Source organism: Halpernia frigidisoli (genome assembly GCF_900113805.1).
Classification (GTDB): Bacteria; Bacteroidota; Bacteroidia; order Flavobacteriales; family Weeksellaceae; genus Halpernia; species Halpernia frigidisoli.
Genome location: NZ_FOQT01000005.1, coordinates 57,309 through 82,438, shown reverse-complemented (window position 1 = coordinate 82,438; position 25,130 = coordinate 57,309). Strand labels below are relative to the sequence as shown.

Below are 25,130 nucleotides of genomic sequence, written 5' to 3'. Positions count from 1 at the left end.
TAAAAAGGCAGTTAAATTTTATTAATATCAACTAGAGCTTTCTCTCGATCATATTATTGCTTCTCACTTGCTGCGACATTTTTTTGATCGCGCCAATAGTACCGATTTTGATGGAATTTTCTGCTGAACCAAGCATTCTTCCATTAGTTTTGAAAGTGTTGTAGGAAGTTTCTATTACAAAATTACCTGCAGCATCATATAATTTAATACTTACCGTCACCTGATTAGAAAAAACATATTTTCCGATACCTACTTTAAAGTATTTAACTTTTGGAATTAAGATGGCTTCTGCGCGGTTATTTATACAAAGATCTTTTAACGTTTCAACTTCTGAATGGTCATAGGTTGTATCAAAACTTACGCGCAGCAATTTGTAATTACCTAAAAGTTTCATTTCGTCACTTAATGCACTAAAATAAGCGGTATTTGTCGCTTCCTTTATCTCATCAACATCAGGAAAAACTTCCGGATCAAAAACGATGATCCGCTGCACATTTACCAATTTTAAATTCCTGTTAATATATTCTACGCGATTTCCTGCAGCGGCGCAACTGATTATGATGCACGCACTTGCGGTGATAACGATTCCAAAAAATAAAACTTTTTTCATTCGGATTTTGCTGTTACAAAAATACGACCATAATTGTAATATTATAGGATATTTCCTGTAAATTTTACGTTAATTTTATTTTTGGTTAAATTAAAGTTTCTCGGTTAAAATATAAATCGTACTTTTGCCGCCGTTACATAATAATCATTTAAAATAATATTGGAATGTACTTAACACCAGAAGTAAAAGCAGAAATTTTCGCAAAACATGGCGAAACATCAGCAAACACAGGAAAAGCGGAAGGGCAAATTGCTCTTTTCACTTTCAGAATCAACCACCTTTCAGGTCACTTGAAAAAGAACCACAAAGATTACGCAACAGAGAGATCTCTTGTACTTTTGGTAGGTAAAAGAAAAGCACTTTTAGATTATCTAAAAAAGAAAGACGTTTTACGTTATCGTGCTATTATTGCAGAATTAGGATTAAGAAAATAATCTTTTAGCGATAAAAAATTTAGAAACCGTTTCATTTTTGAAGCGGTTTTTTTTTGCTTTTATGTTTAAATATTTTTAATAAAATTAAATAAAAAAAGCAACCCAAATATGAGTTGCTTTTATATTAATAAATGACGTTTTATTAAACTTTTCTACCGGTTAGCAAATTTATAATTGCCAGTAAAACAATTGCACCAACGGCGCCTGTTAAAATTTGACCAACAATTGCAGTTCCGAAAAATGTGCCTAAAAGCCAGTAGCCAATAAATCCACCGATAATTCCTACGATTATATTGCCAATCAATCCCAAACTTCCGCCTTTAAAGATTAATGAACCCAGCCAACCTGCAATTCCTCCGATAATTAATGTCCATAAAATACCCATAATGTTAAATTTTTAAATGTTAATAGTTGTTAATTGGCGAAAATCACATCTAAATTTATGCCGAAGTTATTCGGAAGTTCCCGTGAAACCGAAATAAATCTTAAAATATTATTTTTAAAATATGGTTTTCATACTTTTTTTAAATGTTAAAATTTCTATATAAAGTACTATCTTTTTTAATTATTAGTTTAAAATTTTTACTTTAAAGTTGGGATGATGATGAGTTAGACAGTCATCAAAAATTCCGTATCTTCGCACGCGTAAAACAAGTTTATATATTAACCGCAATCAATACGGATTGCACAGAAGAAACAATTACAATTTATGAATGCTCCACAAGCAATTATTGAAAAATTTCAATTAAAAGATGGGCGTGAAATCACGCTTGAAACAGGAAAATTAGCGAAACAAGCCGATGGTTCTGTTGTCGTAAGATGTGGCGGAACAATGCTTTTAGCAACTGTTGTCGCCAGTAAAGAAGCCAAAGAAGGTGTAGATTTTCTACCATTAACAGTAGATTACAGAGAAAAATTCTACGCAGGCGGAAAAATCCCGGGAAACTTTTTTAGAAGAGAAGCAAGACCTTCAGACGAAGAAATCTTGACAATGAGATTAGTTGACCGCGTTTTGCGTCCACTTTTTCCATCAGATTTTCACGCGGAAGTTCAGGTGATGATCTCTTTGATCTCTTATGATAAAGAAGTAATGCCGGAAACTTTAGCCGGTTTAGCCGCATCCGCAGCGATCGCAGTTTCTGATATTCCTTTCAACGGACCAATGTCTGAAGTTAGAGTTGTAAGAATCGACGGACAACTTTCTATCAACCCAAGTATGGAAAATGCTGCGAAAGCAGATCTTGATATGATGGTGGGCGGAACTAAAGATTCTATCGTAATGGTAGAAGGCGAAATGAAAGAAATTTCTGAGGCTGAAATGATCGAAGCGATTAAATATGCACACGAAGAAATTAAAGTTCAGGTTCAGGCGCAGGAAAATTTAGCGGCAAGAATTGAATCAAGCAAAACAAAAAGAGAATATTCCCACGAAAACCACGACGAAGAAATTCGCAAGAAAGTTTGGGCAGAAACTTATGATAAAGTATACGCTGTAGCAACTTCACCTTCTGCAAAAGAAGAAAGAAGTGAAAACTTTAAAGCCGTTTTGGTTGACTTTTTAGCACAATATTCTGAAGAGGAATTAGCAACAGTAAAACCTTTCGCAAAAGTATATTACCACGATGTGGAAAAAGAAGCAATGCGTCAAATGGTTTTAAATGAAGGTGTTCGTTTAGACGGTAGACAATCAGATACAATTCGTCCAATTTGGTCAGAAGTTGATTATTTACCAGGCGCTCACGGCTCTGCAGTTTTCACAAGAGGTGAAACGCAATCTTTAACGGCAGTAACTTTAGGTTCTGTGAAAGATGCGAATATGGTAGATACGGTTGCCATTAATTACGATCAAAAATTCTTTTTACATTATAATTTCCCACCATTTTCTACGGGTGAAGCAAGACCTTTAAGAGGAACTTCAAGACGTGAAGTAGGGCACGGAAATTTAGCGCAAAGAGCGTTGGCAAATATGATCCCAACAGAAAATCCTTACACAATTCGTATTGTTTCTGATATTTTAGAATCCAACGGTTCATCTTCTATGGCAACGGTTTGCGCCGGAACTTTAGCGTTGATGGATGCAGGTGTGCAAATTACAAGACCCGTTTCCGGGATTGCAATGGGATTAATAACAGATCCAAAATCTGGAAAATTCACAGTGCTTTCTGATATTTTAGGAGACGAAGATCATTTAGGTGATATGGATTTCAAAGTAACAGGAACTGAAAAAGGAATCACGGCTTGCCAAATGGATATTAAAGTAGAAGGTTTAACCATGGAAATCATGGAAACCGCTTTAAATCAATCTAAAGAAGGACGTTTGCATATATTAGGTGAAATGATGAAAACATTAGATGCACCAAGAAATGATGTGAAACCACACGCTCCGAAAATGGAAGTTATGGAAATTTCCAAAGACTTCATTGGCGCGATCATTGGACCTGGAGGGAAAATCATTCAGCAGATGCAGAAAGATTTCGAAACGGTTATTGCGATTGAAGAAATTGGCAATATCGGTAGAATCGAGATTTCTGGGGTTTCAAGAGCAAATATTGATGCGACTATCGCAACAATCAAACAAATCTGTTTCGTACCAACTGTAGGCGAAGTTTATAATGGTAAAGTAGTCAAAGTGATGGATTTTGGTGCTTTCGTAGCAATTGCAAAAGGTGTTGAAGGTTTACTTCACATCTCTGAAATCGAATGGGCGCGTTTGGATAAAGTTCCTTACAATGAAGGCGATATGGTAGAAGTTAAATTTATGGGCTTTGATGACCGTAAGAAAATGAAACTTTCCCGTAAAGTTTTGTTGGAAAGACCTCCACGTGAGGAAAGACCGGCTAGAGAAGACCGTCCACAAGGCGATCGTCCACAGCACAATTATGACCGTGGAACTGAGCGTCCGCAACATAACAACGACAGACCTCAGCAGAGAGATGACAGACCAAGACCGGAAAATGGTCAGAATTCTGAAAATAATTAAGATTTAAATCTTTTTATAATAGAAACTCCCGATTTATTCGGGAGTTTTTTTGTTTTCTACATTTATGTTTTAGTGCAATTATTCTACTAAAAAATCCCGAAAATTTTTCGGAGAAAGGATTTCAATTGTAGTTTTATAAGTTTCTTTAAAATTAGTGTTTGCCTTTATTTTTGCATTTTCGTTCCATTTTATTTCAAAGGCAGAGATTTTACCGGCGGTTTCTTCTACATAATCTATTTCCTGCTGAGAAGTGGTGCGCCAAAAATAACTTTTGGTGTAAGGGTTTTCATAATTATTTTTTTTCATTCTTTCGGAAATTAAGAAGTTTTCCCAAAGTGCGCCTTTGTCCACACGTAATTCTAAAGGGCTGAAATTCCCTATCAAAGCATTTCGCACGCCGTTGTCCCAAAAATATATTTTTCTTGCTTGTTTCAGTTCATTGCGGATATTTCTATTAAAACCCGATAAAGTGAATACCACAAAACTTTTTTCTAAAATTTCGATATAGGTTTTCACTGTATTTTTATCAATTTTTAAAAGATTGGCCAATTCATTTAGAGAAACTTCACTTCCCATTTGCAAAGCAAGAGCCTTTAAAAGATTTTCTAAAACCTGGGGTTTCTGGATGTTGTAAAATGATAAAATATCTTTGTATAAATAACTGTCTGTCAATAATTTTAGACGCTCCTTTTCTTCACCAGGATTGGTGATGATTTCCGGGTACATTCCATATAGCAAGCGTATTTCTAACTGTTGTTGGCTTTCCAGATAGCCATAAGTTGCTTCTAATTCTTGCCATGTTACGGGAAACATTTCATATTCCGATTTTCTGCCAGTTAAACTTTCGGATAGAGAATTTTTTAAATCAAAAGCAGAAGATCCACTCATGATGAGTTGTACTTCAGGAAAAATATCGACAATTATTTTTGCAGTTAAGCCACTGTTTGGAATTCTTTGCGCTTCATCAATGAAAATGTATTTTTTTCCGGCAATTAAATTTTTAATTTGTTGTGTATTTATGTTGCTCCACATTTCACGTACTACAGGATCATCACCATTTAGAAACAGCAAATTTTCTTTGTCTTGCAAAACATTATTGATACTTGTAGTTTTACCAATCTGTCTTGCTCCAATAATGATAATTGCTTTTTTTTTGAATAATTTGCTTTCAATCTTACAATCAATGGCTCTTTTTATCATCATAATATATTTTCTATTCACCAAATATAGCAATAATCGGTGAATTGATTCACCAAATATCTATTAATTTGGTGAATCAATTCACCGATTTTACTTTTAATTGAAATTATAAATCATTTTTAAAAACTTAAGAATATAAACAAGTTCAGATTTCGAATAATACTTTTTTTAAACTCCGCTAGGTGCAACGCCTCCGCGAACTCAAATCAAAATAATTGTCACAAACCTCTGTGTTCTCTGCGTTAAAAATTTATTTCAATTTTAACAATCGCTCTAATTCAACTTCAAAACTTTTCCGTACCTTTTTATTCAAATAAAATTTTATGTCAAACCTTTTTTCCAAAGTCAGAAACGCGATTGAAATATTCAAATCTATTGATCTTGATGAACTCTCCAAAATATCCGGGAAAGTAGATCTTCCAAAAATGATGGAAGGTTTTTCTAAAATGAACGATAAGCAAATAAAAATGCTGATGCGCGCCATCGATCCGGAGAAAAAGAAGAAAGAACTTCCGCCTGTAGACGGGGATTTCTACGATGTTTTCGAAACTTTGACGCCAGAACAAAAAGAAATTCAGATGAAAGTGCGTCACTTTATGGAAAATGAAGTCAAACCTTTGGTGAATGACCATTGGCTGCACGATTCTTTTCCCTTTGAAATTATTGAAAAGTTTAAAAAACTCAATGTTTGCGGCGTGACTTACGAAGGTTACGGTTGTCCGGGTTTGCCCTTTTTAATGGAAGGCGTTTTGGCTATGGAAATGGCGAGAGTTGATGCTTCGGTGGCGACTTTCTTTGGTGTGCAATCCGGTTTGACGATGGGTTCCATTTACCTTTGCGGCTCAGAAGCGCAGAAAGAAAAGTGGTTGCCACAACTTCAAAAGTTTGATAAAATTGGCGCGTTTGGTTTAACGGAACCCGAAGTTGGTTCTGGCGCAGCAGGCGGTTTAACGACTACCTGTAAGAAAACCGAAGGCGGCTGGATATTAAACGGACAAAAAAAATGGATCGGCAATGCCACTTTTGCGGATGTCATTATCATCTGGGCGCGAAGTTTGGACGATGGCGAAGTGAAAGGTTTTATTTTAGAAAAAGACAATCCCGGTTTTAAAGTAGAAAAAATTAGAGGAAAAATGGCACTTCGGATTGTTCAAAATGGTTTGATCACTTTAACCGATTGTTTCATTTCCGATGAAAATAAAATGGAACACGCCAACTCTTTCAAAGATACCGGAAATGTGTTGCGAATGACACGCGCCGGCGTGGCGTGGATGGCGACCGGTTGCGCAAGAGGCGCTTACGAAAGTGCTTTGGCGTACACCAAAACCCGCGAACAGTTTGGGAAACCCATTGCATCTTTCCAGATGATACAAGGACATTTGGTAGAAATGCTTTCTAATCTTACGGCCATGCAAACCATGGTTTTCCGTCTCTCTGAAATGCAGGATGAAGGTATTTTAAAAGACGAACACGCGTCTCTCGCCAAAGTATTCTGCACCATGAGGACCCGCGATATTGTTTCCCGTGCCCGCGAAGTGCTCGGTGGCAACGGCATTTTGCTGGAATACGACGTCGCCAGATTTGTCGCCGATGCCGAAGCCATTTATTCCTACGAAGGCACGAAAGAAATTAATTCTTTAATTGTCGGTAGAAGTATTACTGGGTTTAGTGCGTTTGTTTAGAAATGAAAACATTTTTTTCTATTATAATATTATTTCAAATTAATCCTAGTTGTGTAGCAATGTCTTTTTTATATTTTTCAAAAGGCGCATTTGTGTCTTGCTTTTCATAAATTATTGAACCGAAAATTTGTTTTTTGAAAGTTTGTGTATCAATCATTATCCCCTTTTCTGCAAAAATATTTTCAATTTCAATCAGTTGGGAATTTGAATAATCTTTTCTTTTTTCTATCAAATCAAATGAAATATTTTTATGGAATTCATATCTTGATTTGATTTTGAAGATTTCTAAAAACTCATCAACACCATCCTCTGAGTGAATATTTTCAATTTTTACTTCAACATCATCAATCTGCTTAACTTGGCTAATTTTCATTTCAAAGTCTTTATCATTAACGTCAAAATTTATTTTGAATTTAAAAAGTTTATCAAGTTCGAAATTGTCCGATGTAGGACAAAGTTTTGCAAGTTCAGTATTAACAGTAAATTCTTTGATATGTTTGAATTTAGAATTGCAGGAATAACATGAAGGGACTAAATTATAAAGACTTAATGAAAGAAACGAAAATTCATTTTTTGGTAGAACATGATCTAAGGTGTAATGATTTCTTTTTATTACGATGTTTTTTAAATCAACATTTGCAGAATTTTTTAAATTTGAAGAATTCCAAAGTTTAAATAATTTTGCATAAACTCTTGGTCCCAATAGTGGTTTTAGGTCATTAATAATAATATTTGGTAATCTCTTGTTAATAATTTCTTTCGCTGTTTTATCTGAAATTTCATCAACTAATCCCAGAACTTCTTTAGGTGCTTTTGAAATAAATTCCTCAGTTGAACTAAATTGGTAATGCTCTTCAAATGTGTTAACATAATCAACATTACAATAATGGCACGATTGCAAATCAATACCATTATCCATGAAAAAACCTGAAATTGATTTTTGAAATGTTTCGTAAGTATATTTTATTTTATTTTTTATTCCAGATTTAAAAAATGATTCTAAATTTTTTCTTTGCAATGATTTTCTTACTTTATCTTGAATAATTATAAGTTCAGAAAAATCACTAATTAGAATTTTTTTCAAACTATAATCTTTATCAATCTTTTTTAATATGAAATTAATTTTTTTTTCATCTAATTTTAATTTAATGAGATTATAATAAGTATTATTAAACTTCTGTTTTTCAAAATCGTTTTTGTAAGGATATTTTATTTTTCTCATTGTGAAGATTTTGAATTAATTTGTTCATCAATTTTGTCTATTTCTTCTCTTAATTCTCTTCGTTTTTCTATTAAATATTTTGGATTAAACATTTTATCGAGTTCATCAAATTGATTTTGCAATATTTTTCTGATGTAATCTTCCCCAACCATTTGTATTATGCTTTTAAAATACTCTTTCTGATTTAGAAAATCACTGTCAATTAAATCTTCTTTTTTCTTATAAAAATCTAAAAACTCATTTATCTTTGATATTGCAAATTTTCCTTTTGTACTTTCAAGAAAAAATCCGTTGGTTAGCATTTCATGTATGTTACCAGCAAAAGTGTTATTTTGATCATAAATTTGAGGTTGAGATTTATTTGTTTTTTTATTAATGTCTAAAAATAAAATATTTTGCTTCGGGATATCTGATAAAATGAAAGGGGAATGTGTTATGAAAATAATATTCACATTCGGAATACAATCTGAATATCGATTTTCAAAATCAATTTTTCTGATATATTCAATTAAATCAAAAATGAATGTTCGTTGTAATTCTGGATGATAATATAATTCAATTTCATCAAGAATAATATTAAAATTATTGTAGACAATTAATTCTTTTTTCTTCGGATTTTTATTTACAGATAGTAAATTTCTTAAATGATACACTACTGAATTTAAACTGTAAATCTTTTGTTTTTCACCAGAACTTAAATTTGAAAAATTATTATTATCATTAACTGTATTAAAGAACAATTCAATTTCAAAAAATGGCGGCGGTATGAATTCTATTAAATCCACAAAATCAGAACCGTGAGTGTAAGAATTTATTTTTTCTTGCAATTCATCAATTGAAAATGTTTCTTCTACATTAAGAATATTGTCATCTACATAATTTTGAAAGTGATAAAAGTTTAACGCTTGTTTAATCTTTAAAGAGATATGGCTTCGATCTTGAAAAATATCTACGATCAATTCATTTTCGAGTTCTTTATTGAAAAATTCATCATCTTTTACTGCAATAAATTTTTTAAAAGTTGGATACCTTTCAGCAATATTATCAATTTTTTTTAAAATGTATTCTAAAGTTTTTTTGTAAATTTTTCCTTTTTTAATTACAAAAGTAGAATAATCAAGTGTATTTAAATCTGGCATTTTTCCATCTATTGGATCAGTAAAAAAATATGTGTAGAGTTTGGGAAAAAAAATTGAACAAAAATATTCCCAATAAACTAAAGTATCTGATAGTTTTTTGTCAATAAATTTTAATTTTATTCTTTTAATTTCTTTACCTTCTGCTATAGTTTTATTGTTGACATCTTTTGCGAATATTAGTGCCAATAGCCTTGACTTAACTAAGTAGTTTTCAGAATTTATATCAATGTTTCCATCATTTCTAAATGGATTTAAAACTATTGGCGTTTGATATGAATCATTTTTATGGAAAAGTTTTTCAATCCACAATCCTGAATCTTTAGAATTTAGACCATAGATAGAATAATTGATAACAAGATTATAGAAAAATAAACCAGATACTATTTTGAAATCACCCTTGGTTTTTATTTTAAAATCGTCAATTATTTTTAATTCACCATCTTCAGATTTATAAGTTATTAAATTACAATTGTTATCATGCAATTTAAGTACGTAATTAACATCGTTTATTTCATAAAATAATTCAATGTGTAAATCATTTGTATTTTTGTCATAATCAATTATTTCTTTTTTCTCTACCCTCTTGTGTAATTCATAAAATAGAGAATTGTATTTGTACTTTAAATGCGAATCATCATTTAAATTGAAATCTTTATTTTCAAAATTTTCTTCAATTAAAATAGCAGTTGCTCTCAATTCTGCGGAAAACATCAAATCATCGGTTTTACTTATTTTAGGAGTTTCTTCTAACTCTTCATCCTCTATGATTTTAATTATTCTTGATATTTTAAAAAATGTTACGTAAATTAATTCCATTAAACTACTTTTACCGCTTCCATTTTTTCCAACAATTGCTGATATACTTATATTCAAATCTTTTTTTCCATGTAAACCACAGTTTATTTCTTGATTGTAAAGTTCTGAAATAGTTTTATGAGTGTTAATATTTCTATTGTCAAGAATTATTGGAAATTCTGAGAAATCGAAATCATTCCCAAACTGATAAAAACGATCTATCTGTAAATTTTTTAGAAATTTTTCATCGCAACCTTTTAACGGTCTTATTGCAATTAATTTAAAGTTCATATTTTAGTTTTCTCTAAATTTATGAATAATAATCAAAAAAAAATACGGTTTACCTTAATCGTAAATTTCCCATCAAAAAATTTTTCCCGTAATTTCGCTTCAAATACAAAACCCAACTGTGTACAATTATCCACCAAAAGTTAGCGAAAAAAATATCTGGAAAACCCTGTTGAAGTTGAACAGCGATCCGATCGCCATTATTTCTCAAAATTTTCGGGAACTGGGAAATACCTATACTTTGAATTCTTTTTTGGTGAATAAGCGTTTTGTCTTTAGCCGCGATCCCGAACTGTTCGATTACGTGATGCGCAAAAATCAAAAGAATTATGAGAAATCTGCTATTCAAACCCATGTTTTAGGCAAATATCTAGGTAAAGGTTTACTGACTAATACGGGCAAAAACTGGCTGAAACAGCGCCGCCTCGTGCAGCCGAATTTTAGCACTAAAAATATAGAATTGCTGCATCAAACGATGGTGGATGAAATAAAAGCCACGATTGAAGATCAGATCAAAAATGAAACGATCGATCTTTATAAGATGACCAACAGTCTCACTTTTAATATTATAGCGAAAACTTTATTCGGAAATTCTATCGACTATGATCAGATCCTGAGGATCTCGGGTTCTATTACGGAGATCCAGAAAATGTTCATCAAAGAAGTGCGAAAACCATTTTTGATGTCGTGGTATAAAGTCTCGGGACAACTGAAAAAACACCTTCAACTGTCGGATGAAATGCGCGTTGTTTTCCGGGAAATCATTCTGAAAAGACAAAGTGAAACGGGTGACTTTAATGATATTCTGCAAAATCTCTTGCAGTCGAGATACGAAGACAGCGGCGAGCCAATGGCGATGGAACAGTTGATAGACGAGATCATCATCCTCTTCGTTGCCGGCCACGAAACTTCTGCCAATACGCTGGCTTTTACCTTGTTTTTAATTGAAAATAATGAGAGCGAAAAGCAATTATTAGTAAAGGAGATCAACGATCTGGGCGGCGATTTTTTATCTTTAAAAACACTTTTCGGGAATTCTAAAACAATGACGATCATCAAAGAAGCTTTGCGATTGTATCCACCCGCGTGGATCATTGATAGAGTGGCTTTGGAAGATGATTCTTTTAAAGATTTTTCCTGGGAAAAAGGAACGATCGTAGAATTTTTGCTTTACGATATGCACAGAAATCCGGTAGATTGGGAACAGCCTAAATCTTTTCTTCCGGAAAGATTTGAAGAGGAAGATATTAAAAGCAAACCGTATTTCCCTTTCGGAAATGGCGCGAGATACTGCATCGGCGAACATTTTGCCTTTATGGAAATGATCCTTTTTTTAAGATTGTTTTATAAAAAACACCAGTTGGAAATTGAGACGAAAGAAATGAAAACTATTGCGTTGATCACTTTAAGGCCGGTGGAATTGAGAGGGAAGATTGTTTTGAATAATTTTGAAAATTAAAAATAGAGCATTTAACGAAATAAAAAAACCACCGAAATTTCGGTGGTTTAACTGTACAACTTTTCTCTGATCTCAATTAAAACTTTCGTTGTTTTTTCAAGATTTGGGAAATCCGGAAGTTTGGAAATGGAATGGTAATAATCAATTGATTTTATTAAATCTTCTGCTTTTTCCATCACTTTTTCATAAGACCAGTTTCCGGCTTTTATATCTAATAATTCTTCCCGGTTTTCTACTTTTATCTTCAAAGTATTATTCTTAAAAATACCTTCACAAGATTGCAAAAGCCTAATTGTGTGCATCATATTTTTACTGTCATAATTTTGTCCGTGGTTTTGGTTCACGTTGTAGCGGTCTTCATTTCTCTCCGAAACCCATTTCCAATATTCCCGGTAATCTTTGCAATAAACTGAGTAAGCATCAAGATTGCAAAATAGATACGCAAGCGATTTTTCACCTTTTGGAATTGAAGATAAAGAAACCTGATTAGATTCTTCATTCTGGATAATTCCTCTGTAGCCTAAAGTTGCAGTTTCATCGTAGAAAAGGGCAAAATTTCCTTTGGTATTGTCAATGTTTATCAGTCCACATTTTTCCTGACTCTTTCCATTTTCTACAAGCCATTTTTTTAAAGAAACTGAACCGTTATTTTCTAAACTATAACAGAAATCAAGAAGTGATTTTCTTTCTTTTTCGACAGGATTTAGTATTTTTTTGTTGAGCCCTTTTGCTTTTCTGATTTGTGAAATCGCATAACCTGCAAAAGTGTCCTTACATAATTTAGATAAAAAATCTTCTGGAATTAGCAAATCCATCAAAGGATCTTTATGCAAAATACAATCTTCAGGAGTCGCCAAAATTTCCAAAATATTCGGATTATTTTTCTGTAATAATTCTACAAATCTTCCAATTTCATAATAAACTTCATCATTGGTTTCATTGGAAATCTGAGGGATATAATTTAAACCAAAAAAATCTATTTTCGGTAAATAATAAACACCTTTGATATCTGTATCAGAATTTTCTGTTGTCAATCCAAAAGAGCGGCTTCCGGAAATTGCTTCGAAAAGGATGAGTTTGTTTTCTTTTAAATATTTTATTGTCAACATTTTACAAATTTAATATTTCTACAAAGACTTTCTCTGCTTCTATTTTATCAAAACTTCCTGCACTTAAACTTTTCGCTTTTTCAGAAATGATTTCTATTTCATTTTTTAAATAATCAAAAAGTTCCCAATCGTTCGGATGATAATATTTTTCACCATTTTCAGATTTCAAGACTAGAAGTTTGTTCACTTTTTCAAGAATTTCATTTTGCAATAAATCCAGCATTTCATGAAAATTAACTGGTGGAAAACTATCTTTTTCGATCACCCATTTGCAGGCTAAAGTGGTTCGTAAACAGTAAAAATAATCTTTCAGTTTCACTTCATTTTTGTTGCAACTTTCCAGATATTTTTTACTCATACTCAAATAATGAAAAACAACCGAAATTGGCGAAAATGCATTTTTTGCTAAAGGTTTCATTAACTCTAAAAACTTGTCGTTTTTCACATAAAAAATATAAGAATATAAATGTTCTAAAAGAGGAACATTTGATTTTAGTAACAATTGAAAAACTTTTTTTAAATCCCAACCAGAACCGTCTAAATCATCTTCGGTCATAAATTCTAAAGTATCTTTCTTTTCCCAAGGTGATAGATACCAATCTGTTGGATTTTTGTAAATAAAACGGATGTCATAATCGCTATCTGGAGAAGCAAATCCCCAGGAACGACTGCCGGATTCTATCGCCAAAAGTATTTTTATGTTTTTCTCTTTTTCAAGAGATTCAAGTTTATCTATTATTTTTGTTTTCATATTTTTTAAATTTAAGAATTTAATTTAAAAAAGAACATCAAACCTTTTTTAAGGTAGATGTTCATTATCAAATTTTTGAAAAAATCATTTCTTCACAAAAAACTTTTTCTTCTTCTTTTTCCAGGGCGCATTTTTCTGCACATCGCCTGCCATAATGCAACCGTAAGGCAAAACTTCATCGATTACTTCACAAAGACCAAAATCTTCAATTTGCTGTCTCACGTTTTGCGCATTTTTGTAGGCGCTTGGCAATTCAGAAATATCAATATCAGTAGAAAAAAAACGGATATCGAGACCTTTTGTTTCTTCTTCAAACACTTCGTCGATGGTTTTGTGTGCCAAAGATTTTTTGTGTTGCGTACGGCTGAAATTTCTTCCTGCACCGTGAGGAGCGAAACCTAAATTTCTACCGTTCGTGGCTCCACGCACGATCAACACAGGTTCTGCCATATTCAGAGGGATCAATCTTGGACCTGTGATGTCCGGTAAAAATTTGTCGTCCAACGGCGTCGCTCCTTTGGCATGGTAGAATAAATCTCCGTCTCTGAATACGAAATTATGCTCATTCCAATATCTGTCTAATTTTTCTGTTTTTAACTTCTCTAAAGTCGCATTATGAATAGATTCATGGTTTTCTTTCGTCCATTTTCTGATCAATTGCAAGGCTTCCCAATATTGTTCGCCTTCTTCGGTTTCGAAAGGGATCCACGCGTTTTCTTTCAAAGTTTCTGGTGATAATATTTTTCTAAAATTTTCCGCTACTTTCATTCCCTTGTCGTACAAAATTGCGCCTGGCGCTCTGGAACCGTGGTGCGTCACCAACATTGTGTTTCCCGTATTTTTGGAAGTTCCGACAAATAAAAAGTGATTTCCGTCGCCTTGCGTTCCCATGTGAGATCTTGCGATGCTAATTAAGCGCTCTTCCTTTAAGAAAAAATTTTCTCTAAAACCTGCCATTAATTCCTCTGACATCGGCATCTGCGCGCCTCTTTCTCTGCCGCCATATCCAAAATGCGTGATGGAATGTGCAGCATCTAAAACTTCTTTTGGATCAATTTTTCCAAAATCGGTCAACATGACGGAGCAACAAATATCTGCGGAGTGAAATCCCGGGTGAATCGCGTTTTTTGCAACTACAATTCCACCGACCGGAATATGACCTTCCGGACCCGTTGGACAGGCATCTGGCATAATTGCGCCAGTAGTTAAAGTCGGCGTTTTCATCAATTTCGTCATCGTTTTCAAAACTTTTTCCAAATTGTCATTTTCACTTTCGTTATCTGCGCGAATGTTGACAATAAAATCTACGCCGTCCTGAAGCGGCATTGGTTCCGGATCTCTAAATTGTTCCAAATAATCCTGCATTTCAATGTCTGACATTTCGTTTGTGTTGATAAATTCCAAGGCTTCTGTAAACCATTTCCCCGGTCTAAATCCTAATTCTATTAACTCGTTTCCTGTAATTGTTTTCATAATTTTATTTTTTTATGGCAGACATTTCCGCCTTCCGTTCCCAATCTTTTTTTAAAATACAAAAAAAGGATTTCCACTTAAGTCGGGCTGCGGTTTTTGTTTTTTAATAACAGTTGTTGTTATTTGATAGTGCAAAGTAAATACGCAAGTGCGCAATGTTTTTGCGTAGTTAAATTATTTTTAATTATTTTTGAAAAAACTTTTGTTTTGGAGTAATCTAAAATTACATTAGTTTAATTTTTTAAAACAGATATCAATAGGAATGGGATTTAGCCCGTTATGATAATTGAATTGAGGTATTGGCTTTAGCCGAAATGTTCCGTAAGTTTTGGCTAAAGCCTATATTTGATTATCCTTCAAATCGGGCTAAAGCCCGATGCTATTGATATTAGAATAATAAAACCGAAAAAAAATTTTAGATTATAAAATAAAAAAAATGATTTTAGAACAACTAAAAAATTCACCAGAAACTATTGAATTTAAGGAAGTCATCGCATTCATAGATGAGAATTATGATTTTACGCCAACAAAATTCACAAATGGAAAAACAGTGAATGAAGCCAATGAAAATCATGGCTCGTGTAAAGTTTTCAGTTTTGCGAAATTGAAAAATTTAACCAAATACGAAACGCTTTCGCTTTTTGGTGCTTTTTACAGAAAAGATGTTTTGGGAAATCCCGAAGCAAATGATCATCAAAATATCAGGAATTTTATGGAATTTGGCTGGGACGGAATTTCATTTGAAGGTGACGCTTTGAGCAAAAAATAGTTTTGATTTTAAAAACGAGTTTGCGCCCCAGCTTGAGTGGAAATCCTTTTTTTGCATTTGAAAAAAATATTGGGAACGGAAGACCGATAAAGGCGCCCAAATAAAATTTAAAAAATGTCATCTAACAAAAATGCTTTAATTCGCTATAAAACTTTAGATAAATGTCTAAAGAACAAGTATAAACAATATTCTTTGGAAGATCTGATGGAAGAATGTTCCGAGGCATTGTTTGAGTTTGAAGGCAAAGAATCTTTTGTTAGCAGGCGAACGGTGCAACTTGATCTGCAAAATATGCGCAGTGAAAAGTTTGGTTATGAAGCACCAATTGAGGTTTATGAGCGAAAATTTTACCGCTACTCTGATCCGGATTACAGTATTCACCAAATTTCTGTGACAGAAAATGACCTGAAAACGATGAATAATGCAGTTCAGATCTTGAAGCAATTCAAGGATTTTTCGATGTTTAAGGATATGAATGGCGTAATACAAAAACTGGAAAATTCGATTCATTCGACGCATCAAAAATCGATTATACATCTGGATAAAAACGACCAGTTGCGGGGTTTGGAATATATTGATGTTTTGTACGAAAGTATTTTAAATAAGAAAGTTTTAAGGATTTTATACAAAAGTTTTAAAGCAAGAGAAGCCAATTATATGACCGTTCATCCTCAATTGTTGAAGGAATATAACAACCGCTGGTTTTTGATTTGTTTTACGAAAAACAACATTTTAAATCTCGCTTTGGACAGAATTGAAGAAATTCTGGCGGACGAAAAAACAGTTTACATTGACAAAGATTTCAATGCTGATAGGTATTTCGGGGAAGTAATTGGTGCGACGGTTTCCGATACGCAAAGACCTCAAAACGTCATTTTTTTGGTCACTCATAAACATGCGCCGTACGTTAAAACAAAACCTTTTCACCATTCTCAGGTTATTTTAGAGGATAATGAAAAGGGCGTTTTATTCAAGATCTGCGTGCAATTAAACTTTGAATTGGAAAGAATGATTTTAGGAATGGGGGAGTTTATTACTGTTATTTCACCAAAAAAATTAAAGAAAAATATTGTTAGAAGTTTGAAATTGGCGAATGAGAATTATACAGGAAAAGAGATGGACAATTTGAAATGATTTTGGCAAATAAATTGCAAATACCCAAATTAATTAAAAAACAATTAAAATGAAAAAAGCATTATATAGAAGACTTTTAGTTTGGGTCGCACCAATCGTTTTGGGATACATCATGAAAAGAATAACAGGTCCGAAACAAAAAGCGTTGCCAGCAAAAACGCTTTAAGATAAAAAAGCCTTAAATTTTTGAGGCTTATTTTATTTACACAAAATCATAAACGCCATTTTTCCAGCCTAAAATCTTTGTAGAATCTGCATTTAGCCAGTTTTTTAAAACTGTTGCGTAAACTTTTCTAAAATCTTCGGTATAAATGAGATCGCCATCGTTGAGGTTTTGCAAATCTGGAAGTGCGTTCAACACACCTTTTTTCTTTAATCCGCCAGAAAGGAAAAACATTTGGTTCGCCGTTCCGTGGTCTGTTCCGTTACTCGCATTTTGAGAAACTCGGCGACCGAATTCTGAGAAAGTCATCAATAAAACCTGATCAAAAAGATTATTTTTTTTCAAATCTGCCACAAAAGCTTTCACTGCGTCATTGATGTCACCAAATAATTTTTCCTGTCTTTGGTTTTGATTGATATGCGTGTCAAAACTTCCAACCTGCAAATAATAAACTTTGGTATTAATGTCAGATTTTATCAAAGAAGCGACGGTTTTAAAATCTTTACCGAGCGCCGATTTTGGATAATCTTCCGTCGTACTTTTCGCTTTGCTTTTATCAAAAATATAACCGGCATTATTTATCGTAGAGCCTAAAGTTTGGTAAAGATAATCAACCGTTTCCCCGTCGTGATTGTGGTTTTCAGCCAGAGTTTTAAAATATTTTTCCTTACTTGTATCGTACATTTTTTTAGGATCTTTAAAGGCAAATGCTTTCTTTTTTTCACCTTTCATTGCCAAACTGAGCATATCATCAACTTCTAAAGCCTGCGTTGGATGATCGCAATTGTAGCATGCTTCATCAAGGTAACGCCCGATCCAGCCGGTTTCTACAAAATCTTTGCTGTCACTTGCAGATTGCCAGATGTCCATACTTCTAAAATGTGATTTATCTGGATTTGGATAACCGACGTTGTTTAAAACCGCCATTTCGCCATTGTCGTAAAGTTCTTTAAAGAAACTTAAGGCTGGATTAATTCCTGCTTCATCTGTTAATTTTAATGCATTTTTTATGGAAATTGTTTGCCTTTCTTTAAAATAAATATCATTTCGCATCGGAATAATGGTATTTAAACCATCGTTCCCGCCGCTGAACTGAAGCACAACCAAAATTCTGTTTTTTTGTTCTTCCACGGCATTTTCATAAGTCATGGCTTTTAGAAAATTGGGCAACATAAATGAAGCCGCAGCTAATGAACTTACTTTTAAAAATTCTCTTCTTTTAAGTATCATGGGAAAGGATTTTAAATTTTAAATGATGGATTTTAGAGTGTTTTTTACCAAAATCTTTTAAATCACAATTATTAACAAAGTTGAAATTCAGGAACGCTCATTATATTAATGATCGTCATTTTAATGCTGCCGTCAGAAAACTGGTCGATATATTTACCGTCGCCATTCATTTTTTTCTGTAAAAGAATATCGGCGACATTTCTGCCTTTAAATTCGGCTTCCACTTTTGGCCAGTCGATCGTGAAATTATCGTTCACTGTATTTTTATTTTTCTGGACGATATTTCCCATACCCATTTCCAGATCGTCATCAGCTTTTGGCTGAACGTCCAAAGGCCGAAGTCCGCTCCAGATTTGTGGCAATTGCATTCTTAAAAATAAGGTAGAACTGTCTATCCAGGCTTCACCGGAAGGCCAACCGGCCACATTTGGTGGGTAAAGTAACATTTGCCCCAATAATTTTTGGTAAACAATTAAGCCTTTAGCATTTTCGATTTTTGTTGGAAGAATGCGTATAATTCCAGCCATCAGTTCAATCGGTGATTTTATTTTTGCCCCAATATTTTTTTGATCGTAAAACCAGGTCGAGGTAAAAATATTGGTCATCAGTTTTTTAATATCATAATTGGAAGCATAAAATTTTTCACTTAAATCTGCGACTATTGACTCATCAATTGATTCATTAACAAAAAATTTGTAAATCTTTCTGGTGATAAATTTTGCAGTTGCTTTTTGGGAAAGAATTATATCTAAAGCTTCATCGCCATTAAAATTTCCTGTTTTGCCTAAAAATGTTTTACTTCCGGAATCATGTAAAAATGGTCTTGCGAAGAAAACCCCGTTTTTTTGAAATCCCCATCCGGTAAAAGCACGCGCACCTTCTTTTACATCTTTTTCTGTATAATTTCCGCGTCCCATTGTGAAAAGTTCCATCACTTCACGCGCAAAATTTTCATTAGGATGGTCTTTTTTATTTTGTTGATTATTTAAAAACTGAAGCATCGCCGGAGATTTTGAAACCGCTTTAAGTAAATCTCCAAAATTTCCCAACGCATTTTCCCGGACAATATTTAGAAGATCCTGATTAAATTGAGAATTGATTACACGAGTCGCAAAATGTCCGTTCCAGAAGAACGCCATTTTTTCCTGAAGCTGGTTTTCAGAATTGACCATTTCATTAAAAAATTTCAAGTTCAAACCGATATTTTGTTCACGGTTCTTGTGCAATTTTTCTTTTTTAGAATTAGCGTCCATTTTTGCAAGTGTTGTATAATCTAAATTATCCTCGGGCGAAACAATGGAAATCGGTTTTAAGGATTTTTTTGAATTCATCTGCGACCAAAATTCTTCAGTACTTTTTTTACTGAGATCTGCAATCTGGTGAAATTGTATTCCAAAACCTGCACGCGAAAGCAAGTGTTTGTTTTTTTCAAAAGTGGAAACTGCCATAAGTATCGTTCGCTTTTTGATAGAAGTTTATGGAAAAAGTTAAAATCAAAAGATTATAATAATCGTTAAATAAAGAAAAGAGAATAATTGTCATGAAATTAAACAGGTATTTAACTTTTTAAAATAGATGTTTTTTATAAATATATGATATTCAATACTATAAAATTATTTAAGGAATTTTTATGGAATTTTAGAAGGTTTTTTGGCATAATTATTTCTAAAGTTTTGTTTTTAAAATTTAAAATAATAATTATGAAAATGATCAAACAAACAATTTTAGGTTTAGGATTATTGACTGCAGGTATTGCAACAGCACAAAGTGCAAAAATGACAAATATTCTAAAAGTAGGTGTTAATGCAGGTGTAACGGTACCGAATGGAAATGCCTCAGCAAGTGTAGGTGCAGATCTTTCTTACCAGTATTTGGTAACGCCAGGTTTTGGTTTAGGTGTTGCAACTGGTTATAATCAGTTTTTTGGTAAGGATAATAACAATGATTTTGCAGTTATTCCTGCAGCTTTACTTTTAAGATATTATCCAATGCAAACTGGTTTTTATGCAGGTGCTGATGTCGGTTATGGTTTTATAACAGGAAATGATTTTGTAAATTCAAATTCAACAGTCCAAAGACCGGATGGTGGTTTTTATTTAAAACCAGAACTTGGATATCACAATACAGACTGGAATTTCTTTGTTCACTACACGAAAGTTTTCACGGGTGATAAAGGACAGATCGGATCTCAGAAATACAACGCCGGAACAATAGGAGCCGGAGTTGCTTACAACATTCCATTAGGAAAAAAACTTTAATTAAGTATTTTTTAAAAAACCTTTTCAATTTGATTGAGAAGGTTTTTTTTATTTATTTTTTTGAATTGTTTTGAAAACCTCAATTAATTTATATCTTTGAGAAAAGTAACATTATGAGCGAAACTGCAAAATTTAATCTCTATTTGCCAGGTCTAAAAAATCCGCAAAATGAAAACTTAAATATCGTCTCTGCCGACATCCGCGCAGAAAAAACATCTTTTAATTATTTTCAGGTAAAAGACGGAAATTTAATTAACAAAGGAGAAGATGTCTATAATACTTTTGATTTTTCTTCATTTTCTGAAATGGTCAGTCAATTTATTAATGATCAAAAATTAGAGAAACCTAATCGCTTGTCGGTTGGTGTTCCCGGACCTGTAATTAATGAAAAATGCGTGGCTGAAAGACTTCCGTGGTCTTTAGTTGCTTCTGAAATAAAAAGTGAAAGTGGCATTGAGCATGTTTATTTAATTAATGACATGGAAGCAACGGCCTATTTTATGGGAAATCTGACGTCGCACTGTCTTTCACCGATTTATGAACATGGTGGTATTTCTGACGGAAACGTTGCAATTTTAGCACCAGGAAATGGTTTGGGCGAAGCCGGAATGTTTTGGGATGGCAAATATTTAAGACCTTTTGCTACAGAAGGCGGTCATTCAGAATTTTCCCCAAGAACTGACGTTGAGGTAGAATTTTATCAATATTTAAAGGCAATTTATGGAATCGTAAGTTGGGAATCAGTTTTATCTAAAGATGGCTTATTTAATATTTACAGATTTTTACGGGATGTGCAAAGACATAAAGAACCGGAATGGTTGACAGCAAAAATCCAAAGTGAGGAAGATTTCGTTAAAGTGATCTGCGAAGCGGCTACGAATGAGAAAGAAATGATATGCGTCTTGACTATGGATACTTTTATTGATTTTCTTGCGAGAGAAGCAAACAGTTTGGTTTTAAAATTAAAAGCAACCGGCGGTTTGATCATTGGTGGTGAAATACCTTTGACTATTAAAAATTATATTGACAATGATAAATTTTACAAAAAATTCATTATCAGTGATAAAATGGAATCGCTCCTCAAAGACGTCAATATTTATTTTCTTTTAAATGACAAAACAATCGTTTCTGGTGCAGCTTATTATGGCGCTTTTCACGTCAATTAAAATTAATTATCATAGGGTAATTTGGCGTGCCCACATTAGATATATCTTTGCCAAAATAAATTTTAAAAAATGAAAAAATTAATCTTGGGCTTCGTTTTAGTAGGAAGCATGATTTCAGCGCAAACAAAAAAAGTCATTTCTTCTGACATTCATTGGTGGGGCTATAAAGTAGCAAAAACTGAAGCTTCTTCTCACAACGGATCATTAAAAATGACTTCTGGAAATGTGATAATGAAAGGTAATAATATCGTTGGCGGTACTTTTTTACTTGATATGACAACAATCAACAGTGAAGATCTTAGCGGTGAAATGCAGGGAAAATTAAACGGTCACTTAAAAACCGGTGATTTTTTCGAATCAGAAAAATTCCCAACGGCGACTTACAAAATTACATCTGTTACTAAAAACAATGATAAGATGTATCCTTTTTTAGTTAAAGGTAATTTAACAGCGAAAGGTGTGACAAAAGCGGTGAATTTTCCAGCATCTATAGGTTTAAATAAAGGTTTATTAACTTTAAAGTCTAATAAATTTTCTTTCAACCGTCAGGATTTTGGCATTGCTTACCAGTCAACTATGAAAGACGTTTTTGTAAAAGATGATGTAGATTTACAGATCAATTTACAAGCAAAATAAATACAGAATTTTATAATTAAAAAGCAGTTTTCGGACTGCTTTTTTTATTTTTGTAAAGTATGAAACTTTATATAATTAGCGGTTTGGGTGCGGATTTTACGGTTTTAAATAAATTAAAATTTAACCCAAATCTGCAGATTATTTTTATAAACTGGTTGATCCCGGAATTAAATGAAACATTCGAAAATTATGTTTTCCGAATGGCTGAACCAATTACTGCCGAAGAAGATTTCTATCTTTTAGGATATTCTTTTGGTGGCATTTTAGTGCAGGAAATTCACAAAATAAAACCTGCAAAAAAAGTAGTAATTCTTGGAAGTATTAAAACGGATGGCGAAAAATCATTGGTCATGAAAGCCGGGAAAATATCCAGAATTCCGAAAATTTTACCTTTAAAGTTTTACAGTGGAGTTTCTGTTGATTCTTTTGCATTTATTCGAAAGTTTTTTGATTCTAAAAATTCAAATATTCTAACTTATTTTAAAGTTCGCGATCCGTACTATTTGAAGTGGTCTATCCAACAAATCCTTGACTGGAAGATGGAAAAACTTCCTGAAGTTATTCAGATTCTCGCAGACAAAGACCTTGTTTTTCCTTTAAAAAACAGCCAGCCGGATTACATTATAAAAGGCGGAACACACCTTTTTCCATTAACTAAATACAAAGAAGTTTCAGCGATTTTAGGGGAAGTTTTTAAGTAATATTGAATTAACTTAATTCCCATCCATTTTCCCGGAAGGCGTAATCAGTGGTGATAGAAAAATAAAAAACGCCGTAATTACCATTTCGAAAGTCATAATTTATAATCGCAAATGTAGATTTGGAATTTCCAGTTATCAGCTATTTGACTGCTTCGAATATTTGTTTTTTAATTTTTTTATGGCAGACATTTCCGTCCTCCGTTCCCACTTTTTTTTCTGCTAGCTTCGGCTTCGCTCAGCCAGCAGAAAAAAAGAGTTCCACTCAGGCCGGGCTGCATCACTGCCATTTTTCGAAGATATTTTATTCTTTATCTAATTTTTTTCTTTTCTTTTAATTCAATTAATGTTTGTTTCAAATTTTTATCTTTGTCGCACAAGCAAAAAATATTTTAAAGCATGCAGTCCATCAGTATATTCGAAATTATAAAAGTTGGTATTGGTCCCTCAAGTTCGCACACGATGGGTCCGTGGAATGCGGCTGAGTTTTTTTTAGATAAAATAAGAAGAGAAGATGTTCTACAAAATGTAAACGAAATATCTGTAGAGTTTTTCGGCTCTTTGGCAAAAACTGGTGTTGGTCATGGAACTGACATTGCGGGAATGCTGGGTTTAAGTGGTGAAAATTTTAAAACAATTGATACCAAAAAAATCGATGAGAAAGTAGCAATTATCAGAACTACAAATACTTTAAATCTTGGAGGTGAAAAATTATTGCCTTTCATTTATGGCAAAAATTTAATTTTAAATAAAGAAAAATCCCTCGACTTTCATCCAAACGGAATGATCTTCACGGCATATTTTGAAGATGGAAAAATTCTAACACAAGATTATTATTCTGTTGGCGGTGGTTTTGTCGCTACAAAAGAAGAAAATTCATTAGAAGAAACCTGCATCAGAACTCTTTATCCGTGTCATAAAGCCGCAGATCTACGAACATATTGTAATAAATTAAACTTAGATAAAATTTCAGATCTTATTTATCTTAATGAAGAATCCTGGCGCACAAAAGAGGAAACTCAAGCAGAGGCTCTTTATATCTGGAAACAAATAAAAGAATGTATTTACAAAGGCGTCAATGCGGAAGGAAGTTTGCCCGGCGGATTAAATGTGACGCGCCGTGCTGCGAATTTGAACCGAAAGCTTTTAGGCGATAAAATTTATAAAAATATCGATGAATGGTTTCAGCTCGTGGTTGATGCCGAAGAAACTTTTACCACAATTAATAAATGGGTGTCTTGTTTTGCTTTGGCCGTTAATGAAGAAAATGCCAGTTTTGGTAGAATTATTACTGCCCCAACAAACGGTGCAAGTGGTGTAATTCCGGCAGTTTTGATGTTTGCGCAGGCTTTTACAGAATTTACGAGTGATGATTATATTATCAGATTTATTTTAGTGGCAGGTGAAATTGGCACTTTATTTAAGAAAAATGCAACTATTTCTGCTGCGATGGGCGGTTGTCAGGCAGAAATTGGTGTTTCTTCGGCGATGGCAGCTGCAGGTTTGACAGAAATTATGGGTGGAACTCCCGGACAGGTTTTAATGGCGGCAGAAATTGCGATGGAGCATCATCTTGGTTTAACCTGCGATCCAATTGGTGGCTTGGTACAAATCCCATGTATAGAACGAAATTCAATGGGCGCGATAAAAGCAATTACGGCGTCAAATATCGCTTTGGAAAGTGATCCTGAAAAAGCAAAAGTTTCTCTAGATCAAGTGATACAAACGATGTGGGAAACTGCGCAGGGAATGAACGAACGTTTTAAAGAGACTTCGGAAGGTGGTTTGGCGATCGCGGTGAATGTAGCGGAATGTTAGATAAACAATGAATATTTATTCGATAAATTCTAAAATCATTTAGTTAATTTTAAAAACAATCCTTTAGATATAAAATTCAAAATTATTAATTAAATTAGCAAAAATTAAAACAATTC

At 33.3% G+C, this 25,130-nt stretch carries 21 protein-coding genes; 11 read left to right on the top strand and 10 right to left on the bottom strand.

The genetic code is table 11. The features are described from left to right. Nucleotides 1–31 precede the first annotated feature (31 nt). Complete coding sequence (locus tag BM238_RS12685; protein ID WP_090081905.1) at nt 32–610, bottom strand: hypothetical protein; 579 nt, start codon at nt 608–610, stop codon at nt 32–34. A gap of 164 nt (nt 611–774) precedes the next feature. Between BM238_RS12685 and rpsO the strand changes: the two genes are divergently transcribed. Beyond that, on the top strand, nt 775–1,044 hold the full coding sequence (rpsO, locus tag BM238_RS12680; RefSeq protein WP_090081901.1) for a 30S ribosomal protein S15: 270 nt from the start codon (nt 775–777) through the stop codon (nt 1,042–1,044). Nucleotides 1,045–1,186: 142 nt separating this feature from the next. On the opposite strand, the gene BM238_RS12675 is transcribed toward rpsO, so the two are convergent. Continuing rightward, nucleotides 1,187–1,429, bottom strand: a complete 243-nt coding sequence (locus BM238_RS12675) for a GlsB/YeaQ/YmgE family stress response membrane protein (RefSeq protein WP_090081883.1) — start codon at nt 1,427–1,429, stop codon at nt 1,187–1,189. Between the two features lie 324 nt (nt 1,430–1,753). Between BM238_RS12675 and BM238_RS12670 the strand changes: the two genes are divergently transcribed. Beyond that, entirely contained in the window at nt 1,754–4,024 is a 2,271-nt protein-coding gene (locus tag BM238_RS12670) for a polyribonucleotide nucleotidyltransferase (RefSeq protein ID WP_090081879.1), read from the top strand. Between the two features lie 78 nt (nt 4,025–4,102). Here BM238_RS12670 and BM238_RS12665 read toward each other — a convergent pair whose 3' ends face one another. Beyond that, nucleotides 4,103–5,227, bottom strand: a complete 1,125-nt coding sequence (locus tag BM238_RS12665; protein WP_233741965.1) for an ATP-binding protein — start codon at nt 5,225–5,227, stop codon at nt 4,103–4,105. Nucleotides 5,228–5,547: 320 nt separating this feature from the next. Between BM238_RS12665 and BM238_RS12660 the strand changes: the two genes are divergently transcribed. After that, nucleotides 5,548–6,906: an acyl-CoA dehydrogenase family protein gene (locus tag BM238_RS12660; protein ID WP_090081875.1), complete on the top strand. Its 1,359-nt coding sequence runs from the start codon at nt 5,548–5,550 to the stop codon at nt 6,904–6,906. Between the two features lie 34 nt (nt 6,907–6,940). Here the strand turns inward: BM238_RS12660 and BM238_RS12655 are convergent, their stop codons facing one another. Together BM238_RS12655 and BM238_RS12650 are read right to left on the bottom strand one after the other, a co-directional pair. Further along, a complete protein-coding gene (locus BM238_RS12655; RefSeq protein WP_090081872.1) occupies nt 6,941–8,128 on the bottom strand; it encodes a hypothetical protein in 1,188 nt (395 codons plus the stop codon). After that, nucleotides 8,125–10,353 carry an AAA family ATPase gene (locus tag BM238_RS12650; RefSeq protein WP_090081870.1) on the bottom strand — a complete coding sequence of 743 codons (2,229 nt, stop codon included), beginning with the start codon at nt 10,351–10,353 and terminating at the stop codon, nt 8,125–8,127. The genes BM238_RS12655 and BM238_RS12650 overlap by 4 nt, the downstream gene beginning before the upstream one ends. A gap of 118 nt (nt 10,354–10,471) precedes the next feature. Here BM238_RS12650 and BM238_RS12645 point away from each other — a divergent pair, with 118 nt between their 5' ends. Next, nucleotides 10,472–11,809, top strand: coding sequence for a cytochrome P450 (locus tag BM238_RS12645; protein ID WP_177205472.1), 1,338 nt, complete (start codon nt 10,472–10,474; stop codon nt 11,807–11,809). A gap of 47 nt (nt 11,810–11,856) precedes the next feature. On the opposite strand, the gene BM238_RS12640 is transcribed toward BM238_RS12645, so the two are convergent. The 3 genes from BM238_RS12640 to BM238_RS12630 form a co-directional block, all read right to left on the bottom strand. Next, complete coding sequence (locus BM238_RS12640) at nt 11,857–12,915, bottom strand: DNA polymerase beta superfamily protein (protein ID WP_090082743.1); 1,059 nt, start codon at nt 12,913–12,915, stop codon at nt 11,857–11,859. A 4-nt stretch (nt 12,916–12,919) separates the two neighbouring features. Then, nucleotides 12,920–13,669, bottom strand: coding sequence for a nucleotidyltransferase domain-containing protein (locus BM238_RS12635; protein WP_090081864.1), 750 nt, complete (start codon nt 13,667–13,669; stop codon nt 12,920–12,922). 84 nt (nt 13,670–13,753) lie between these two features. Then, nucleotides 13,754–15,142: an RtcB family protein gene (locus BM238_RS12630; protein ID WP_090081860.1), complete on the bottom strand. Its 1,389-nt coding sequence runs from the start codon at nt 15,140–15,142 to the stop codon at nt 13,754–13,756. 436 nt (nt 15,143–15,578) lie between these two features. Between BM238_RS12630 and BM238_RS12625 the strand changes: the two genes are divergently transcribed. Continuing rightward, nucleotides 15,579–15,911, top strand: coding sequence for a HopJ type III effector protein (locus BM238_RS12625; RefSeq protein WP_090081856.1), 333 nt, complete (start codon nt 15,579–15,581; stop codon nt 15,909–15,911). A 114-nt stretch (nt 15,912–16,025) separates the two neighbouring features. Beyond that, a complete protein-coding gene (locus tag BM238_RS12620; protein ID WP_090081853.1) occupies nt 16,026–17,045 on the top strand; it encodes a helix-turn-helix transcriptional regulator in 1,020 nt (339 codons plus the stop codon). Nucleotides 17,046–17,247: 202 nt separating this feature from the next. Here BM238_RS12620 and BM238_RS12615 read toward each other — a convergent pair whose 3' ends face one another. Together BM238_RS12615 and BM238_RS12610 are read right to left on the bottom strand one after the other, a co-directional pair. After that, nucleotides 17,248–18,438: a DUF1501 domain-containing protein gene (locus BM238_RS12615; RefSeq protein ID WP_090081848.1), complete on the bottom strand. Its 1,191-nt coding sequence runs from the start codon at nt 18,436–18,438 to the stop codon at nt 17,248–17,250. Between the two features lie 71 nt (nt 18,439–18,509). Continuing rightward, nucleotides 18,510–19,886: a DUF1800 domain-containing protein gene (locus BM238_RS12610; RefSeq protein ID WP_090081846.1), complete on the bottom strand. Its 1,377-nt coding sequence runs from the start codon at nt 19,884–19,886 to the stop codon at nt 18,510–18,512. Between the two features lie 252 nt (nt 19,887–20,138). Here BM238_RS12610 and BM238_RS12605 point away from each other — a divergent pair, with 252 nt between their 5' ends. From BM238_RS12605 to BM238_RS12585, 5 genes are all read left to right on the top strand, one after another. Beyond that, nucleotides 20,139–20,696, top strand: a complete 558-nt coding sequence (locus tag BM238_RS12605) for a hypothetical protein (protein ID WP_090081843.1) — start codon at nt 20,139–20,141, stop codon at nt 20,694–20,696. A gap of 113 nt (nt 20,697–20,809) precedes the next feature. Continuing rightward, nucleotides 20,810–21,862 (top strand): glucokinase, encoded by a 1,053-nt coding sequence (locus BM238_RS12600; RefSeq protein ID WP_090081841.1) that lies wholly within the window; start codon nt 20,810–20,812, stop codon nt 21,860–21,862. Between the two features lie 69 nt (nt 21,863–21,931). Then, nucleotides 21,932–22,498: a YceI family protein gene (locus BM238_RS12595; protein ID WP_090081837.1), complete on the top strand. Its 567-nt coding sequence runs from the start codon at nt 21,932–21,934 to the stop codon at nt 22,496–22,498. Between the two features lie 59 nt (nt 22,499–22,557). Further along, nucleotides 22,558–23,199, top strand: coding sequence for a hypothetical protein (locus tag BM238_RS12590; protein ID WP_090081834.1), 642 nt, complete (start codon nt 22,558–22,560; stop codon nt 23,197–23,199). Nucleotides 23,200–23,595: 396 nt separating this feature from the next. Next, nucleotides 23,596–25,014 carry an L-serine ammonia-lyase gene (locus tag BM238_RS12585; RefSeq protein WP_090081830.1) on the top strand — a complete coding sequence of 473 codons (1,419 nt, stop codon included), beginning with the start codon at nt 23,596–23,598 and terminating at the stop codon, nt 25,012–25,014. Nucleotides 25,015–25,130 lie beyond the last annotated feature (116 nt).